General features: G+C 75.0%; 11 protein-coding genes. 7 read left to right on the forward strand and 4 right to left on the reverse strand.

The genetic code is table 11. The features are described from left to right. Positions 1-44: 44 nt before the first annotated feature. Positions 45-533 (reverse strand): MarR family winged helix-turn-helix transcriptional regulator, encoded by a 489-nt coding sequence (locus BLS99_RS05450; protein ID WP_091047632.1) that lies wholly within the window; start codon positions 531-533, stop codon positions 45-47. 31 nt (positions 534-564) lie between these two features. On the opposite strand from BLS99_RS05450, the gene BLS99_RS05455 reads away from it, so the two are divergent. From BLS99_RS05455 to BLS99_RS05465, 3 genes are read left to right on the forward strand one after another with little or no spacing between them, the layout of a single operon-like run. After that, positions 565-1,188 (forward strand): mycothiol-dependent nitroreductase Rv2466c family protein, encoded by a 624-nt coding sequence (locus BLS99_RS05455; RefSeq protein ID WP_425432605.1) that lies wholly within the window; start codon positions 565-567, stop codon positions 1,186-1,188. Continuing rightward, entirely contained in the window at positions 1,169-2,416 is a 1,248-nt protein-coding gene (locus BLS99_RS05460) for an MFS transporter (protein WP_091045075.1), read from the forward strand. Before BLS99_RS05455 ends, BLS99_RS05460 begins: the two co-directional genes overlap by 20 nt. A gap of 59 nt (positions 2,417-2,475) precedes the next feature. Further along, positions 2,476-4,905, forward strand: coding sequence for a S8 family serine peptidase (locus BLS99_RS05465; protein WP_091045078.1), 2,430 nt, complete (start codon positions 2,476-2,478; stop codon positions 4,903-4,905). On the opposite strand, the gene BLS99_RS05470 is transcribed toward BLS99_RS05465, so the two are convergent. Further along, complete coding sequence (locus BLS99_RS05470; protein ID WP_218126297.1) at positions 4,892-5,221, reverse strand: hypothetical protein; 330 nt, start codon at positions 5,219-5,221, stop codon at positions 4,892-4,894. The genes BLS99_RS05465 and BLS99_RS05470 overlap by 14 nt on opposite strands. A gap of 197 nt (positions 5,222-5,418) precedes the next feature. Here BLS99_RS05470 and BLS99_RS05475 point away from each other — a divergent pair, with 197 nt between their 5' ends. After that, positions 5,419-6,273 carry a serine hydrolase gene (locus BLS99_RS05475; protein ID WP_176953214.1) on the forward strand — a complete coding sequence of 285 codons (855 nt, stop codon included), beginning with the start codon at positions 5,419-5,421 and terminating at the stop codon, positions 6,271-6,273. 21 nt (positions 6,274-6,294) lie between these two features. Here BLS99_RS05475 and BLS99_RS27290 read toward each other — a convergent pair whose 3' ends face one another. Next, on the reverse strand, positions 6,295-6,594 hold the full coding sequence (locus tag BLS99_RS27290) for a LysR family transcriptional regulator (RefSeq protein WP_091047640.1): 300 nt from the start codon (positions 6,592-6,594) through the stop codon (positions 6,295-6,297). A 92-nt stretch (positions 6,595-6,686) separates the two neighbouring features. Here BLS99_RS27290 and BLS99_RS05485 point away from each other — a divergent pair, with 92 nt between their 5' ends. Together BLS99_RS05485 and BLS99_RS05490 are read left to right on the forward strand one after the other, a co-directional pair. After that, positions 6,687-7,634 (forward strand): MBL fold metallo-hydrolase, encoded by a 948-nt coding sequence (locus BLS99_RS05485; RefSeq protein ID WP_091045084.1) that lies wholly within the window; start codon positions 6,687-6,689, stop codon positions 7,632-7,634. After that, positions 7,624-8,457: an MBL fold metallo-hydrolase gene (locus BLS99_RS05490; RefSeq protein WP_091045087.1), complete on the forward strand. Its 834-nt coding sequence runs from the start codon at positions 7,624-7,626 to the stop codon at positions 8,455-8,457. Before BLS99_RS05485 ends, BLS99_RS05490 begins: the two co-directional genes overlap by 11 nt. 35 nt (positions 8,458-8,492) lie before the next feature. Here the strand turns inward: BLS99_RS05490 and BLS99_RS05495 are convergent, their stop codons facing one another. After that, entirely contained in the window at positions 8,493-9,683 is a 1,191-nt protein-coding gene (locus BLS99_RS05495; RefSeq protein WP_091045090.1) for a sensor histidine kinase, read from the reverse strand. Positions 9,684-10,042: 359 nt separating this feature from the next. On the opposite strand from BLS99_RS05495, the gene BLS99_RS05500 reads away from it, so the two are divergent. Further along, on the forward strand, positions 10,043-17,737 hold the full coding sequence (locus BLS99_RS05500) for a SpvB/TcaC N-terminal domain-containing protein (RefSeq protein ID WP_176953215.1): 7,695 nt from the start codon (positions 10,043-10,045) through the stop codon (positions 17,735-17,737). Positions 17,738-17,748 lie beyond the last annotated feature (11 nt).

The raw sequence follows: 17,748 nt of genomic DNA on the forward strand, positions 1-17,748 counted from the left end.
GCATGTGACGTATTACCGTGACGGCCGCTCGGCGGTCGGCCCGCTCACTCGCCTTCGGCGGCGAGCTTCGCCAGGAGGCCCGCGAGCGCGTCCCGCTCCTTCGCCGTCAGGGGTGCGAGGAGCCGGTCCTGGTTCGCCAGGTGCACGCCCATGAGCCGGTCGGTGAGCCCGACGCCCTCCGGCGTCAGCGTGATCCGGCGTCCGCGCGCGTCCTCGTCGGTGACCGCCCGCGCGACCAGGCCCTTCGCCTCGAGCCGGTCGACGCGCTTGGTGATCGCGCCGGTCGTCACCAGCACCGTGCGGCTCAACTCGCCCGCCGAGAGCGAGTACGGCTCGCCCGCGCGCCGCAGGGCCGCGAGCACGTCGAAGTCGCCGTTGCCGAGCCCGGCCTCGGCGAAGGGCGGGCGCAGGCGCCGGTCGAACCCCTCGGCGAGCCGGAACAGCCGGCCGACCACGAGCATGGGGGAGGAGTCCAGGTCAGGGCGTTCGCGCCGCCATTGGACGACCATGTCGGCGACATCGTCTCTCTGCATGACTTGCATTCTAGCTTCCGAGGAAGATATTATGTCTTCCATGGAAGATACTTCATCGAGGCCGGTCGTCGACTGCTACTTCGACCCCGCCTGCCCCTTCGCCTGGATCACCTCCCGCTGGCTCCTGGAAGTGGAAAGAGCGACCCCGATCGACCTGCGCTTCAAGCTCATGAGCCTGTCCGTCCTCAACGAGGGCCGCGACCTGGAGCCCTGGTACCGCGAGTTCAACGACCGCGCCTGGGGACCCGCCCGCGTCTGCGCCGCCGCCGCGGCCGCGCACGGCCCCGGCGTCCTCCGCGACCTCTACACCGCCCTCGGCACCCGCATCCACACCGGCCGCGACAAGGACTTCCCCGCCGTCATCGCCGCCGCCCTCGCCGAGACCGGCCTCCCCGCCGCGCTCGCCGACGCCGCGCACACCGACGCCCACGACGGCCTCCTGCGCGCCGCCCACGCCGAGAGCCAGGCGGCCGCCGGAGAGGAGTCCGGCACGCCCGTCACCGCGATCGACGGCGCCGCGTTCTTCGGACCGGTCCTCTCCGCGATCCCCAAGGGCCCCGAGGCCGCCGAGCTCTTCGCGGCCCTGCGCACCCTCGCCGGGCAGCGCGCCTTCGCCGAGCTGAAGCGAGGCCGCGGTGACCTCGACTTCTCCTGAGGCCGTGCGGCGCCGCTTCATCGCCGCCAGCTTCGTCGACGCGCTCGGACAAGGCGTCTACGTGCCCCTCACCATGCTCTTCGTCCACGCCCTCACCGGCCAGACCCTCACCGCGATCGGCACCGGCCTCACCCTCGCCGGGCTCGGCGCCCTCGCCTCGATGCCCGCCGTCGGCTCCCTCATCGACCGGTTCGGCGGCAAGCGCGTCTACACCGGCGCGCTCGCCCTGCGCGCCATCGGGTTCGCGCTCTACCCGCTCGCCCACTCCTACCCCGCGTTCCTCGCCGTCGCCCTCCTCCTCGCCGTCGCCATGTGGGCCTCCCCGCCGAGCCAGCAGTCCCTCATCGGCGACATCGCCGAAGGCGCCGAGCGCGACCGCCTCCTCGCCTGGGACCGGAGCCTGCGCAACGGCGGCATGGGCTTCGGCAGCCTCGCCGCCGCCGGGATGCTCGCCTTCGGCGGCACCGCCACCGGGTTCCTCGCGGCGGCCGCCGTCCTCGCCGCCGCCTGCGCCGCCGCGGCCCTCATCGTCGCACGCCTCCCCGTCGCCCGCCGCGAGGCGCCCGCGCCCGAGGCCGCCCGCGGCGGCTACCGCGACGTCCTCGCCGACCGGCCCTACCTCGCGCTCACCGCCGCGAACTTCCTCATCGGCTTCGGCTACACCGCCCAGGCCATCGCCCTCCCGGTGTTCCTCACCCGCGACGTCGGGCTCCCCGACGCGCTCGCGGGCGCCGTCTTCGCCGTCAACACCGCCCTCGTGGCCGTCTTCGGCGTGCCCGTCGCCCGCGCCATGGCCCGGGCCCGCCGCGCCCGCGGTGCCGCCCTCGGCACGGTCGTCTTCGCGGCCTCCTTCGCCGCCTTCGCGCTCCTGCCCGCCCTCGGCGGCGGCGCCGTCGCGGTCCTCATCGTCGCGATCGTCTACACCGCAGGCGAACTCATCCACTCCGCACCCGCCCAGAGCCTCTCGGTGCAGGCCGCCCGCGACCACCTCAGAGGCCGCTACCTCTCGGTCTACCAGCTCTCGTGGTCCCTGTGCCGCACCGTCGCCCCCATGCTCCTCGGCCTGCTCCTCGACGCCGGGACGTGGCAGCTGTGGGCCGCGCTGGCCGCCGCCGTCCTCGCGGGCGGACTGATCCTCCTGTGCACCGAACGGGCCCTGCCCGCGGCCCCCGTTTTCAGCCGTTCGGCGGATACGTTGCGTACCGTCGCCGTCACGCGATCCGCGTAGCCTGGGAAGACGGCCGAGCCCCCGACGGCGCCGACCGCCCCTCCCGGAAGAAGGCACCCATGTCGAAACTCCTCGTCACCCTGCGCACCCCCGGCGACCGCGACGCCGTCCGCGACGCCGGGGCCGAAGTCCTCGCCGAGTACCCCGACACCCTCCTCGTGTCGACCACCGCCCGGCAGGCCCGCGACCTCGCCGACCGCGGCGTCGAGACCGCGCCGCTCCCCGAGCAGCCCGTCCAGACCGCCGGCGCCAGCTTCGCGTTCGCCGCCGCGGTCGGCGCGCAGGAGCGGGTCGCCCTCGAACCCGAACCCGGCCGCACCGCCTACTGGCTCGTCAAGCTCATCGGCCCGCCGACCGCCGACTGGCTCGACGAGCTCTCCGCCGCGGGCGCCGCGATCCACGGCAGCCTCTCCGGCTTCACGCTCCTGGTCGGCGCGCTCCCCGAACGCGTGCAGGCGATCCGGGACCTCCCGCGGGTCGAGGAGGTCACCCCCTACCGGCCCGCGATGAAGGTCTCCACCAAGCTCCGGCAGCTCCCGCGCGAACTCGGCGCCGCCCAGCTCGCCGCCGTCGACCCCGACGCGTTCGCCGACGACGCCCTCCAGATGGTCGAGGTCTCCGTCTTCCCCGGCGAGGACACGGGCGCGCTCGCCGCCCGCATCCGCCGCTCCGGCGGCACCGTCCTCACCGCCCTGCCCTCCTCGGTCGTCGCCAGCCTGCCCCGGCCCGTCATCTCCGACCTCGCCGACCTCCAAGGCGTGCAGGCGATCGTGCCCTACGCGTTCTCCCGGACCAGCAACGACCGCGCCGCCGCCGTCATGGGCGTCCCCGACGACCGGGTCTTCGCCGGGCTCCCCCTCACCGGCGAGGGCCAGATCGTCGCCGTCTGCGACTCCGGCCTCGACAACGGCGACCCCGAGACCGTCCACCCCGACGTGCGCGGGCGCGTCGCCGGGATCACCTCCTGGCCCACCCGCGCGGTCCTCGCCCCCTTCACCAACGACCCGCCCGCCCACGACGACGGCCCCGCCGACATCGAGTCCGGCCACGGCACCCACGTCACCGGCTCCGTCCTCGGCAACGGCGAGGCCGCGCGCCTCGCCGGCGCCGGACCCGTCCCCGCCGGGATCGCCCCCGGCGCCCAGGTCTTCTTCCAGGCCATCGCGCAGCGCATCCGCTGGAAGTCCCGCGGCGAACTCGCCGCCGCCGGGCTCCAGCCCTTCACGTTCCCCTGGCCCCCACCCGAATCGGGGCTCTACGGCATCCCCGGCGACATCGCCGACCTCTTCGCCGAGGCGTACGAGGCCGGCGCCCGCGTCCACACCAACTCCTGGGGCGCCCCCCTCGCGGGCGAGTACAGCCAGAACGCCCGCTCCGTGGACGCCTTCACCTGGCACCACCCCGACATGCTCGTCCTCTTCGCCGCCGGCAACGACGGCGAGGACACCGACGCGGACGGCCAGATCGACCGCGACTCCATGGGCTCGCCCGGCACCGCCAAGAACTGCCTCACCGTGGGCGCCAGCGAGAACGACCGGCCGCCCGGCTCCGACCCCGCGCCCGGCCTCGACCGGAACTGGAGCGACTGGTCCGGCTACCCCAAGCTCGCCGCCGCCGGGCACGTCTCCGACAACATCGACGGCATGGCCGCGTTCTCCTCCCGCGGCCCCACCGACGACCTCCGCATCAAGCCCGACGTGGTCGCCCCCGGCACCAACGTCCTCTCCATGCTCACCTCCGTCTACGACGGCGACGGCGAACCCCTTTGGGGCCGCCTGCCCGAGGACCACCCCCTGCGCGACCGCTACTGCTGGAGCGGCGGCACCAGCATGGCCACGCCCCTCGTCGCGGGCGCCGCCGCGCTCGTGCGCCAGCGCCTCGCCGCCGCCGGCCACGTCGAGGACGGCCGCCGCCCCTCCGGCGCGCTCCTCAAGGCGCTCCTGGTCAACGGCGCCGTCCCGCTCACCGGCCAGTACCAGGGCGAGGTCCCCGCCGGGCCCAACCCCGTCTCCGGCTTCGGCCGCGTCGACGTCACCGGCGCCGTCGGCCCCGAGCAGCGGGTCGCCTTCGCCGACGCCCCCGACCACGCCGTCGCCACCGGCGAGATCCGCACCTTCCGCATCGAGGCCGCCGACGCCTCCCGGCCCCTCAAGGCCACCCTCGTGTGGACCGACGCGCCCTCCCTCGAAGGGCTCGGCGGCCTCGTCAACGAGCTGTACCTCCAGCTCGAGACCCCTTCGGGGGAGGTCCGCAACTGGGACGCGAACCCGGTCACCCGCGTCACCAACAACGTCCAGCAGATCACCGTCGCCGCCCCCGGGCCCGGCGTCTACACCGTCCGCGTCCGCGGCGTCTCCGTCACCGAGCACGCGCCCGGCGCGGCCCCCGCGGGCGGGCTCCGCCAGGACTTCGCGCTTGCGGTCGCCAACGCCGCGCCCGAAGGCGGGGGAGGGGAGGCGCTCTGGGCGGTCGCGCCTACGGCCTCGTGACCGGGCCGCGGGCCATCGGGGGCCGGAACAGGATCTCGACGTAGACGATCCGCTCGTGCAGCACGTCCAGGACGAGCATGCCCTCCTCGGGGTCGAGCAGCACGTTCCGGTGCCCCGGCCCGTACGGCTGCCCCTCGGGGTGCGGCGCGGTGCGCACGCTCTGGCAGAAGTCGTCCGCGCACCCGCACTCGGCCACGATCCGCAGGTCCCGCACGGCGATCGACAGGTACCGCTCGCCCTCGCCCTCCAGCAGCCGCACCAGCTCCTCGACGAGGTCCGGGTACACCTCGCGCAGCAGCGGGCCCTCGTCCTCCATGGGCCCGATTCTAGAACCGGGCCGCCGCGCGGGCCGGACTCGCGGTCCGCGCCCGAACGCGCTGGCGGCCCGCGCCCGCGGCCGGTACCGTGTCAGCCGACGGAAGGACGCCTGTTGACCGGAACCGAGACCCCCTGCGACGCGCACGCCCCCGATGGGGTCCCCGCCGGCCTCGTCCCCGCCGGGCGGGCCGAGCGGTGATCGAGGACTTCTTCGCGCCGCTCGGGGCCCGCGCGCACGTCCACGTCAGGGACCTCGCCGACGGGCGCGGCCTCGGCGCGGGCGAGGACGAGCCGGTGATCCTCGTGTCCGTCGTCAAGCTCTTCATCGCCTGGGAGTTCCGCCGCCAGGTCGCCGAGGGCCTGGTCGACCCCGCCGCGCCCGTGCGCGTCACCGCCGCCGACCGCCTCGGCGGCACCGGCACCGCGGGGTTCCTCTACGACGCGCAGATCAGCGTGTGGGACCTCGCGGCCCTCATGATGGAGGTCTCCGACAACTCCGCGGCCGACCTCGTCGCCCGCCGCATCGGGCTCGGCTCCCTGCGGTCCCTGCCGTCCCGCCTGGGGCTCAAGGGCACCCGGCTCATCGGCTCCCCGCGCACCATCCTGGAGGACGTCGCCAAGGACCTCGGGATCGCCGGCATCGACGCGCTCGCGCACGTCCTCGACAGCGGCTCGGTGACCACCGACGAGCTGCGCGCCACGAGCGCCTGGGACCCCGACCGGACCAACGTCTCCACGCCCGCCGACCTCACCGAGTTCCTGCGGCAGGTCTGGAACGGGCCCGCGGCCGTCGCCGCCGACATGCGCACCTGGATGCGCCGCCAGCTCACCGGCGGGCGCCTCTCCCGGCTCGCCCCCAGCGAGGTCGAGGTCCACGGCCGCTCCGGGTCGCTGCCCGGCTGGCTCAACGAGGTCGCCGTCTGGGAGTGGCCCGACGGGCGCCGCCACGCGCTCGCGGTCTTCGCGCGGCCCACGCGCGGGAACTTCCGGGAGGTCGAGCTCGCCATGAGCCGCGCCGCCCTCGCGCTCACCGAGGCGATCTCGGAGTAGTCCGAGTCCAGCGGCGGGCGCTCAGTAGATCGAGGTCCACGGGCGCGGCGGGCGCTCGGTGTCGGCCTCGGCCGCGCGCTTGACCAGGCTCCGCATCCGCTGATGGCGCCGCAGCAGCTCCGGCGCCTCCCGCATGAGCACGTGCCCGGCCGGGGTCAGCGCCACCTGCCCGCCGCTGCGGTCGAACAGCTCCGCGTCGAGCTCCTTCTCCAGCCGCCGGATGCGCTGGCTCAGCGGCGGCTGCTCCATGCCCAACCGCTCCGCGGCCCGGCCGAAGTGACGTTCTTCACCTACCGCCAGGAAGCACTCCAGATGCCGCATGATGTCCACCGAGCCACGATATCAATCCGCGTATCACGTCATGGGCGCGTTGATATTGGACGGATCGGGCGTCACCGGCTTGACTGTCGGCCATGACCACGAACGCAGACCGATCCCCGGCGCTCCGGCGCCGCAACCTCCTCAAGGGCACCGGCGCCGCCGCCGTCGCCGCGGCGGCCGTGGGGGGCGGCGTCGCCGCGGCCCAGACCGACACCGCGGGCGTGCGCCTGCGCTGGCTGGGCACGAACGCCTGGGAGTTCACGACCGAGACCGCGACCGTGCTCATCGACCCGTGGGTGAGCCGCTTCCCGACCGGCGCGTACTCCTCTCCCGGGGGCGCCGACCCCGAGACCCGCATCGAGGTCCACGAGGACGTCATCGACGAGCACCTGCCGAAGGCCGACACCATCCTCGTCACGCACGGGCACTGGGACCACATCGCCGACGTCCCCTACCTCGCGGCGCGGACCGGCGCCACGGTGCTCGGCACCGAGACGCACCTCAACCTCATGCGGGCCATGGACGCCCCCGACGCCCAGCTCTGCCAGGTCGGCGGCGGGGAGCTGTACCAGTTCGACGGCTACACCGTCGAGGTCTTCCGCTCCTCCCACTCCACCACCGGCGAGCACAAGCGGATCCAGTTCGGCGGCACCCGCCCGGCCGAGGTCCCCAAGCGCCCCAAGAAGATCAAGGACCTCGTGGAGGGCGGCAGCCTCACCTACCTGATCGACTTCGGGAGCGTCTCCTTCTTCAGCATGGGGTCGGCGAGCTTCCACGAGCACGAGATCGCGGGCATCCGCCCGACGGTGCTGTTCCTCCAGCCCGGCGGCGGCCACACCCCCGACTTCGTCGAGCGCGCCCTGGAGGCCACCGGCTTCCCGCCGTACGTGGTCGCCTCCCACTGGGACGACTTCGACCAGCCGCTCACCGAGCCCGGCGTCAAGGGCGGCGACTGGGAGGCCCTGCGCGACCGCGTGGCCGCCGCGAGCCCCGACACCGAGTTCCTGCTCATCGACCACCTGGAGAGCCATGAGTTCTGAGGTCACCGTCCGCTGGCTCGGCACCAACGCCTGGGAGGTCACCGGGAACGGCGCGACCGTGCTGGTCGACCCGTACGTCTCGCGCACCTACACCGGCGCCACCGTGCCCGGCGAGTTCGACCCGGACACGCCGATCACCGTGGACGAGGGCGAGGTCGACAAGTACGTCACCGCGGCCGACAGCATCCTCATCACGCACGCGCACTTCGACCACATCGCCGACGTCCCGTACGTCGCCGCGAAGACCGGCGCCACGGTGCTCGGCACCGAGACGCACCTGAACCTGCTGCGCGCCATGGACGCGCCCGACGAGCAGCTCGCGCAGGTCGGGGGCGGGGAGCTCTACCGGTTCGACGGCTACACCGTCGAGGTCTTCCGCTCCTCCCACGGGGTCTCGGGCGAGCACAAGACGCTGCTGTTCCCGGGCACGCGCCCCGGTGCGGTCCCCAAGCGCCCCAGGAAGATCAAGGACCTCGTGGAGGGCGGCAGCCTCGCCTACCTCGTGACCTTCGGGGAGACCTCGCTGTTCTTCAACGGCCTGCCGTCGTTCCACGAGCGGGAGGTCGCGGGCGTCGAGCCCACGGTGCTGTTCATGCAGGGCCCCAACCCGAACTACCCGGACTACGTGGAGCGGATGCTCGCCGCCACCGGGTACCCGCCGCACATCGTGCCGACCCACTGGGACGACTACGAGCTGCCGCTGGACGAGCCGGCCGTCGACCTGTTCGGCGCGGCCGCGCTGGGGGAGCTGGTCGCCGCGGCCAGCCCCGGCTCCGAGTGGGTCCTGCTGGACCACCTGGAGTCGCACACGTTCGGCGCCTGACCGACCGGGGCCGCGTTCGCGCGCGGCCCCGCGGGTCAGCGGCGGATCCGCCGCAGCCGCGGTCGCGGAGCCTGGCGCGGGCGGGGGACCGGCTTCGGGAGGGTCCCCCTGATGGTCCAGCGGTCGCCGTCGAGCGCGTGCTCGACGCTGCCGCCCGCCTCGTCGAACCGCTTGGCGAGCATCGACAGGCCGTTGCCGCCCTCGCCGCGCTCGGGGGCGCCGTCGTTCACCACCGTCACCGTCACCTCGGCGTCGATCTCCACGATCGAGACGTCGGCGGCGGTCGGCTCGGCGTGGCGGATGAGGTTCGTGGTGGCCTCGCGCACGAGCAGGCCCAGCAGCCGCTCGGTGTCCTCGTCGAGACTCGGCGCCGCGTCGGGGACGCTCGCCTCGACCCCGGCGGACTTGAGGATCCGCGCGGCCGAGTCGATCTCGTCGGCCAGCGCGGTCTTGCGGTAGCCGCCCACGACGGCGCGCATGTCGCGCAGCGCCTCCCGCGCCAGCTCCTCGACCGCGCGGACCTCGCTCGCGGCCAGTTCGGGGTCGGCGTCGGCGAACCGGCGCGCCACCTGGGCCTTGAGCATGATCGCCTGGAGGTGCCCGCCCTGGACGTCGTGCAGCTCGCCCGCGAACCGCAGCCGCTCCTCGGCCACGGCGAGCTCGGCGGCGAGGCCCCGGGCCTGCTCCAGCTCCTGCGCGACCCGGTAGTGCCACAGCTGGCACACGATCCCGGCCGCGACCGACGGGACCAGGATCGCGGTCATGAGGACCACCGGCGGCTGCATGTACCCCAGCTGCGCGGCCAGGGCCGCCAGTCCGGTGGCGACGGCGGTGCCCGTGAGGAGGGCGAGCGTGCGCCGCCCCTGCCGCGACCACAGCAGCGCGCCCTCGGCGGCGAGCAGCCCGCCCGGGGCGGCCCAGGCCGCGCCGATGTCGCCCGCGGCGGCCTCGACCGCGACGCCCGCGAGCAGGAGCACCAGGGCCGCGAACCAGAGGACGCGGCGCCGCAGCGGGCCCTGCCCGTGCCAGTGCAGCGCCAGTCCCGCCGTGCACAGCACGACCGAGGCGGTCGCGGCGCCGACGGCGAGCGGCAGCGCGCCCGTCTCGCTGTTGGCCAGGAACAGGGCGGCCATGAACAGGGCCAGCGGTCCGGAGCCGATGACGGTGACGAACGTGTAGTGGCGCAGGCGTCGCAGATCGCGCGCCGGGGTCGGTTCGGGGGTCACCCGGAGATTCAACCATTCGGCCCCCCGATCGCGCATGTCAGATGGTCCGCGCTCCGGGGAGACGAGGACCACGCGTGGGGCGCGCGAGCGGTACAGTCGGCTTGAGCGACGCGGTTCGCCTTATCTCCACAGTCGCCGGAACGGTCGCGATCGTCCACATTGGTCAACCATTCGGTGTCACTTCATTTCCCTTGGTACCACTGGAAACAGCGACGGATTGTACCAATGCGCGAGTACTCCGGCAGCCCCCGAAACGGTACGCGCGGTCAATTGTGCGGGCGGCGCCGCCGCATTACGCTCCGTGAATGGGCGCCCCTCGACGCCCGGAACCGCCTTTCTCCCGCGAAGGGGCCGCGATCGTGGACGCATACCGCGGAGCAGCCGAGCACCCGATGCAGCGGCCGGGCGCGCCCGCTCCCCCCGGCGGCGCCCCCGACGCGGCCCCGACCCTGCCCGCCGTCGGCAACCCGCCCGGGCGCCTCGGCGAGACGTTCCAGACCAACCCCGTCACCGGATCGGCCTCGCTGTCGTTCCCGCTGCCCTTCAGCTCCGGCCGCGGCGCCCCCGCGCTCGCGGTCGCCTACGACTCCTCCGCGGGGCCCGGCCTGTTCGGTTACGGCTGGGACCTCCCCGTCCCGCGCATCAGCCGCCGCACCGACCGCGGCACGCCCCGCTACCGCGACGCCGAGGACTCCGACGTGTTCCTCGCCGCCGGCGCCGAGGACCTCGTCCCCGACGCCGCGCCCGCCGCGGTGCGCACCGTCGCCGGGACCGCGTACTCCGTCCAGCGCTACCGGCCGCGCATCGACGACGGGCTCACCCGCATCGAGCGCTGGAGCGCCGTCGCCGACCGCGCCGACGTCAAGTGGCGCACCCTCTCCAGCGACAACCAGACCTCCTGGTTCGGCGAGGGGCCCGAGAGCCGGATCGCCGACCCCGCCGACCCGGCCCGGATCTTCGCCTGGCTCCTGAGCTTCGGCCACGACGACAAGGGCAACGCCGTCGCCTACGAGTACGCCCCCGAGGACTCCGCGGGCGTCCCCCGCTCCGCCGCCGAATCCGGCCGCACCGAGCAGTCCCGCACGGCCGCAAGGCACCTCAAGCGCGTCCGCTACGGCAACGCCGTCCCCTACCTCCCCGTCCTCGACCCCGACGCGCCGCCGGCGCCCCGCCCCGAGCAGTGGCTGTTCACCCTCGTCCTCGACTACGGCGACCACGACCCCGAGACCCCCGCGCTCGAACCCGACCGGCCCTGGCCCGCCCGCCCCGACCCCTACGGCTCCTGCCGGTCCGGGTTCGAGGTCCGCTGCCACCGCCGCGGCGAACGCGCCCTCATGTTCCACGACCTCCCCGAACTCGGCGACACCCCCACGCTCGTGGCCTCCGTCGACTTCACCTACGACACCGCCCCCCACGCCGGGGACTCCCTCCTCGCCGCCGTCCACTCCACCGGCTACCTCCGCTCCGGCGACGGCTACGACCGCGCCCACACCCCGCCCACCACCATGCGGTACACGCCCGCGGCCCTCGACCCCGAGGTGCGCGACGTCCGCGCCGAGCACCTGCCCACCGGCCTCGACCTCGTCGACTACACCTGGGTCGACCTCGACGGCGACGGCGTCGCCGGGGTCCTCGCCTCCCGCGCCGGCGCCTGGTACTACCTGCGCAACCACACGCCGCTCGAACCCGAAGGGCCCGTGCGCTTCACGACCGCCCAGCACGTCGACCCCCGCCCCGAGACCGCCCGCCTCAACGTCGGCACCGACCTCCTCCTCGACGCCGACGGCTCCGGCAGGCCCGACTTCGTGCGCCTCGACGGCCCCGTCACCGGCATCGCCGTCCGCGAGGAGGACGGCCGCTGGCGCGCCGCCGCGCCCTTCGCGCAGCGCCCCGCCATCGACGCGTTCGGCGCCGCCGTCCGCGTCGCCGACATGACCGGCGACGGCCTCTCCGACCTCGTCCTCACCGACACCGCCGGCGCCACCTGGTGCGAAGGGCTCGGCCTCGCCGGATTCGGCCCGCCCCAGCCGATCGAACCCGGCCCCGAACCCCTCCGGCCCTCCCTCGTCGAGACCTCCGAGCGCATCGCCGTCCAGCTCGCCGACATGACCGGCGACGGCCTCCCCGACCTCGTGCGCATCGCCAACGGCGCCGTCTCCTACCGCCCCAACCTCGGCCGCGGCCGCTTCGGGCCCGCCGTCCCCATGGACGACGCCCCCTGGTTCGACAGCCCCGACCGCTTCGACCCCCGCCGCGTCCTCCTCGGCGACACCGACGGCAACGGCCGCACCGACCTCGTCTACCTCGCCGCCGACGCCGCCCGGATCTACGCCAACCGCTCCGGCGACTCCTGGGCCCCCGCCCGCGAGCTCCCCGGCGCCCCCGCCGCCGACAACCGCCGCATGGCCGCCGTCGTCGACCTCCGCGGCGCCGGCACCGGCTGCCTCGTCTGGTCCACCGGCCTGCCGCACGGCACCGCCGCCGCCATGCGCTACATCGACCTCGCCGCCGCCGGACGCCCCCACCTCCTCGCCGGGTACGAGAACGGCTTCGGCGGCGAGACCACCGTCGAGTACCTGCCCTCCACGCACTTCGCGCTGGCCGACGAGCAGGCCGGGCGCCCCTGGCCCTCGCGCCTGCCGTTCCCCGTCTCGTGCGCCCACCGCGTGACCGTGGCCGACCACGTGCGCGAGACCGCGTTCACCTCGACCACCAGCTACCACGACGGCTACTTCGACCCGGTCGAGCGCGAGTTCCGCGGCTTCGGCCGCGTCGAGGCCCTCGACACCGAGGCGTACGAGACCGGCGGCGCCTCCGAGGACGACGGCGCCGGGACCGGCCTCGACCAGCCGCCGGTCCTCACCCGCACCTGGTTCCACACCGGGGCCGCCGCCGCGGCCGGCCGGCGGATGCTCCACGCCCGCCGCGACCAGTACTGGGAGAACACCGTCCTCCCCGAGCCGCCGCTGCCCGAACCGCTGCTGCCGCAGGGGCTCGGCGACGACGAGTACCGCGAGGCGTGCCGCGCCCTCAAGGGCGTCGTGCTGCGCACCGAGGTGTACGGCCTCGACGGCGCCCCCGAGGCCGCCGACCCGTACTCGGTCAGCGAGTCCGGCTACGACGTGGCCCTGCGCCAGCCCAAGGGCGCGCGCCGCCACGCGGTCTTCCAGCTCCTGCCCACCGAGGCCGTCACGTACGCGTACGACCGGAACCCCGGCGACCCCCGCGTCTCGCACTCCCTCGCCCTCGAACTCGACGACCTCGGCCTGCCGGTCCGCTCCGCCGCGATCGCCTACCGCCGCGCGGTCACCGACCCCGCACTGCCGCAAGCGGTCCGTGACGCCCAGGCCCGCACCCGCGCCGGGTACAGCGAGGCCGACTACACCGCCGACATCGACGAGCCGGACGCCCGCCGCCTGCGCCAGGTCTGCGAGGCCCGCTCCTTCGAACTCGCCGGGCTCCCCGCCGGGCGCCTCACCGCCGCCGACGTCGACGCCCTCGTCGCCGCCGCCGCGCACGTCCCGTACGAGCAGGTCGGCGACGACGGCGCCGTGGACGCGGACGGGCCCGCGCTGCGGCTGCTGTCGCGCGCCCAGGCGTTCTTCCGCTCCGACGACCTCGCCGGGCCGCTCCCGCACGGCGTCCACGGCCGCCTCGGCATCGGCCACCGCAGCCGCGGCCTCGTCCTCACCGACGGCCTCGTCGCCGCCCACTACGACGGCACCGTCACCGCCGCGGAGCTGACCGCCGCCGGGTACGAGCACTTCGACGAGGGCTGGTGGGCCACCGGGCCGACCGAGGTGTACGCGCCCGACGCCCCCGACCGCTTCTACCTCCCGACCGGCTCCACCGACCCCGCGGGCGTCACCGCCACAATCGAGCGCGACCCCCGCGACCTCATGGTGGTCCGCGCGACCGACGCCGCCGGGCGCGAGATCCGCGTCGAACCCGACTACCGGGTCCTGCGGCCCCGCCTCGTCACCGACGCCTCCGGCAACCGCGCCGAAGCCCGCTTCGACGCGCTCGGGGCCACCGTCGCCACCGCGGTCCTCGGCCGCCCCGGCGACACCGACGCCGACACGATCGAGGACCCCACGACCACGATGGACTACGACCTGTTCTCGTGGATCGACGAGCGCAAGCCCATCAGCGTGCGCAGCCGCCGCCGCGAGCGCCACGCCGACCCCGGCACCCCCTGGCAGGAGGTCCGCACCTACTTCGACGGCGCGGGCGGGACGGTCATGACCAAGGGCCGGGTCGCCCCCGGGCCCGCGCTCCAGTACGACCCCGGCACCGGCACCGCGACCGAGGTCCACGCCGACCCGCGCTGGGTCGGGAACGGCCGCACCGTGGTCAACAACAAGGGCCTGCCCGTCAAGCAGTACGAGCCGTACTTCTCGACCACCGCCGACTTCGAGTCCGAGGCCGCGCTGGTCGAGACCGGGGTGACCTCGGTGCCGCGCTACGACCCGCTCGGGCGCGTCGTGCGCACCGACCGCCCCGACGGCACGTTCACGCGCACCGAGACCTCGCCCTGGTCCACGGTGTCCCACGACGCCGACGACACCGTCCTCGACTCCGCGTGGTTCGCCGAGCGCGGCAGCCCCGACCCGGCCGGGCCCGAACCCGCCGACCCGCAGCAGCGCGCCGCGTGGATCGCCGCCCAGCACGCCGGCACGCCCGCGGCCACCCACTCCGACCCGTCCGGGCGGACCGTCTACACCGTCGCCGACAACGGCCCCGCGGGCCTGCGCACCAGCCGGGCCGCCGCCGACGCCACGGGCGGGTTCACCCGCGAGTTCGACCACCGCGGGCGCCTCGTGGGCGCGGCCGTCGCCAACCTCACCGGCGGCGCCGTCGCCGGGGAGTCCGCCGAGCGCGGGCGCCGCTGGCACCTCGCCGACACCGTGGGCCGCCTCGTGCGTGCCTGGGACGAGCACGGCCGCATCCTCCGGGTCGCCTACGACGGCCTCCACCGGCCCGTCACCACCCGCCTCACCGAACCCGACCGGCCTGAGACCGTGCTCAGCCGCGTCGTCTACGGCGACGCCCACCCCGAGGCCGCCGAACGGAACCTGGTGGGCCGCACGCACATCGTCTTCGACGGCGCCGGGGCCGTGGTCTTCGACCGCTACGACCGCCACGGCAACCCCCTGCGGGTGCTGCGCCGCTTCACCGCCGACCCCGAGACCGAGCCCGACTGGTCCGCGCTCGACGGGATCGAGGACCCCGCGGCCGTCATGGCCGCCGCCGCGCCGCTGCTCGAACCGCTCGCCGACCAGGTCGAGACCGGCGGCGCGTTCGACGCCCTCGGCCGCGCCACCACCGCGACCCTCGCCGACGGCACCGTCGTCACCCCCGCCTACGACGAGGCCAACTGCCTCGCCCGCCTCGACGCGCAGATCGGCGGCACCGGCCCGGTGCGCACCCTCATGGCCGGGCAGGAGTACGACGCGCTCGGGCGCCGCGCCACCGCCCGCTACGGCAACGGCCTCACCACCGCCTACACCTACGATCCCCTGAGCCGCAAGGTCACCGAGATCCGCACCGCCGCCGACGGCGCCGCGGACGCCGTCCAGCACCTCCACTACGTCTACGAGGCCGCCGGGCGGCTCGTCGAGGCCGACGACACCGCGCAGCAGTCCCTGTTCTTCGCGGGCGCCTTCGTGCCCGCCGCGATGCGCTTCCGCCACGACGCCCTCGGCCAGCTCGTGCGCGCCACCGGCCGCGAGCACGCCGGCACCGACGCGAACGCGCCCACCGGCCCCGCCGACGCGGTCGGCGCCCCGCTGCCCCACCCCAACGACACCGCCGCCGTGCGCCGCTACGAGCAGGAGTACGCCTACGACGACCTCGGCAACCTCCTGTCCATGCGTCACATCGCGAACGGCGGCGGCTGGACCCGCCGCTACCGGTACGCGCACGACGACGACCCCGCCGACCGGCGCAACCGGCTCACCGCCACCAGCGCCCCCGGCGACGCCTCCGAAGGGCCCTACAGCCACCAGTACACGTACGACGCGTACGGGAACCTCGCCACCGCGCCGCACCTGGCCGCGCTCGCGTGGGACTGGAACGACCGCCTCCGCGAGGCCGACCTCGGCGGCGGCGGGACCGCCTACTACTGCCACACCGGCGGCGGCGCGCGCGCCCGCAAGGTGATCCAGCGCCAGGGCGGCCTGCGCACCGAGCGGCGCTACCTCGGCGCCGTCGAGGTCTACCGGGAGTGGATGAACGGCGTGCTGCGCCTGGAGCGGCGCACGGTCCAGTTCACCGACGACGCCGGGCGCTTCGCCCGCGCCGACGTCCTCGTCACCGACACCGCCGGCACCGACGGCGCACCCCTGGGCGAACCGGTCTTCCGGTACCAGTACGGCAACCACGTCGGTTCGGCCACAGTGGAGACCGGCGAGGACGGCGCCGTCGTCTCCTACGAGGAATACCACCCCTACGGCACCACCGCCTACCGCTCCGCCAGGCCCGGCGAGCACCACAGCCTCAAGCGCTACCGCTTCCAGGGCAAGGAGCGCGACGAGGAGACCGGCCTCCACGACTACGGCTCCCGCATGTACGCGCCGTGGCTCGGCCGCTGGACCGGCGCCGACCCCGCCGGCACCGCCGCGGGCCCGAACCTGTACGCCTACTGCGGGAACGACCCCGTCGGCAGGATCGACCCGAAGGGCACCCAGGACGCCCCGGCCGACACCGCCGAACCCGGGAAGATCAGCATCCCCGTGCCCGGTGGCGACCCGCAGATCTGGTCCAACCCGAACGCCGACCCCGCCGACGTCCTGCGCGAGGCCCAGCGGATCCTGCCCTACCTCCACACCCTCCCGACCTGGCAGGACGGCGCCTGGTTCTTCAACGAGCCGTACCGCGACCCCGGCGAGACCAGCGACGACGCCGAGATCACCGTCCACGCCGGCGACGGCGGCGACGCGGCCGAAGCCGGCACCGGCACCGACGCGGGCCCCGGACCCGACGCCGGAGCGGGCGCGGACGGCACCGGGTCAGGCGACGCGGGCACCGGCACCGACCCGGGAGCCGCGACCGGCGCCGAGACCGGCGACGGCGGCGAGACCGGGGAAGGCGCGGGCGCACCGGCCGGGCCCGGCATCGGCGCGGCCGGACGCGAGGCGTTCCGCGCCGGACCCCCCGGCGAGACCCTGGAGGTGCCCAACAACTTCGACGACGCCAAGATCAACGCCTACCGCCAGCGCATCCAAGGCGACCGCGGCGTCGGCCTGCGCTCGGCCGACCCCGCCCACACCGGGCGCGGCTCGGCCCGCACCAGCGACATCCGCGCCGCCAACGAGGGCCTGATGGACGCCTTCGACGCCGCCAACGGCGGCCTGCGCTCACCGGCCAACCCCGTCGACCACCTGGTCGAACTCCAGCACATCGTCCGCCAGCCCGGCGAGTTCGTGCGCCCCGCCGACCACCGCTACTGGCCGCGCGGCATCAACAGCTCCCAAGGCTCCAACGCCATGCACGCCGACCGGCGCGCCCGCGCCGCCGGCGCCGTCGAGGACGTCCCCTCCGGCGGGGTCGCCCGCACCGCCGACATGGGCCACTGGAGCAACAGCACCCGCCTGCGTACCGGCCTGCGCTGGGGCGGCAACGCGCTCATGATCGCCGGGCCCGCCGTCACCATCTGGGGCGCCTCGTCCATCGAGAACCGCGCGGTCCGCTACGGCGCGTACGGCGCCGCCGGAGTCGAACTCGCCGCCGGGGCCACCTACGTGGGCGCGCGCACCGCGCTCGGCGTGCGCGGCCTCCACTCCGCGAACCTCGCCCGGACCGCCGGGATCGCCCGCGGGGCGGCCGGCGTCGCCGGCGGCGTCGCCCAGGCCCTCATCTCCGGCTACCTCGCCTACGAGGACTACCAGCGCGGCGACTGGACCTCGTTCGCGTTCAACGCGGCCGCCGCCGTCGGCGGCGTCGCCCTCGTCATCGGCTGCATCATCGGCTCGCCCGTCCTCATCGGGATCGGCATCGTCACCGGGATCGCCGCCGGACTCTACGGCCTGTACCGGATGTTCACCGACGACTGACCCGAACCCCC

This window comes from Glycomyces sambucus (assembly GCF_900102815.1).
GTDB classification, from domain to species: domain Bacteria; phylum Actinomycetota; class Actinomycetes; order Mycobacteriales; family Micromonosporaceae; genus Glycomyces; species Glycomyces sambucus.

Coding starts and splice junctions, on each gene's coding strand:
- BLS99_RS05450 (WP_091047632.1), bottom strand. CDS start 533: ATGCAGAGAGACGATGTCGCCGACATGGTCGTCCAATGGCGGCGCGAA.
- BLS99_RS05455 (WP_425432605.1), top strand. CDS start 565: ATGTCTTCCATGGAAGATACTTCATCGAGGCCGGTCGTCGACTGCTAC.
- BLS99_RS05465 (WP_091045078.1), top strand. CDS start 2,476: ATGTCGAAACTCCTCGTCACCCTGCGCACCCCCGGCGACCGCGACGCC.
- BLS99_RS05470 (WP_218126297.1), bottom strand. CDS start 5,221: ATGGAGGACGAGGGCCCGCTGCTGCGCGAGGTGTACCCGGACCTCGTC.
- BLS99_RS27290 (WP_091047640.1), bottom strand. CDS start 6,594: ATGCGGCATCTGGAGTGCTTCCTGGCGGTAGGTGAAGAACGTCACTTC.
- BLS99_RS05485 (WP_091045084.1), top strand. CDS start 6,687: ATGACCACGAACGCAGACCGATCCCCGGCGCTCCGGCGCCGCAACCTC.
- BLS99_RS05490 (WP_091045087.1), top strand. CDS start 7,624: ATGAGTTCTGAGGTCACCGTCCGCTGGCTCGGCACCAACGCCTGGGAG.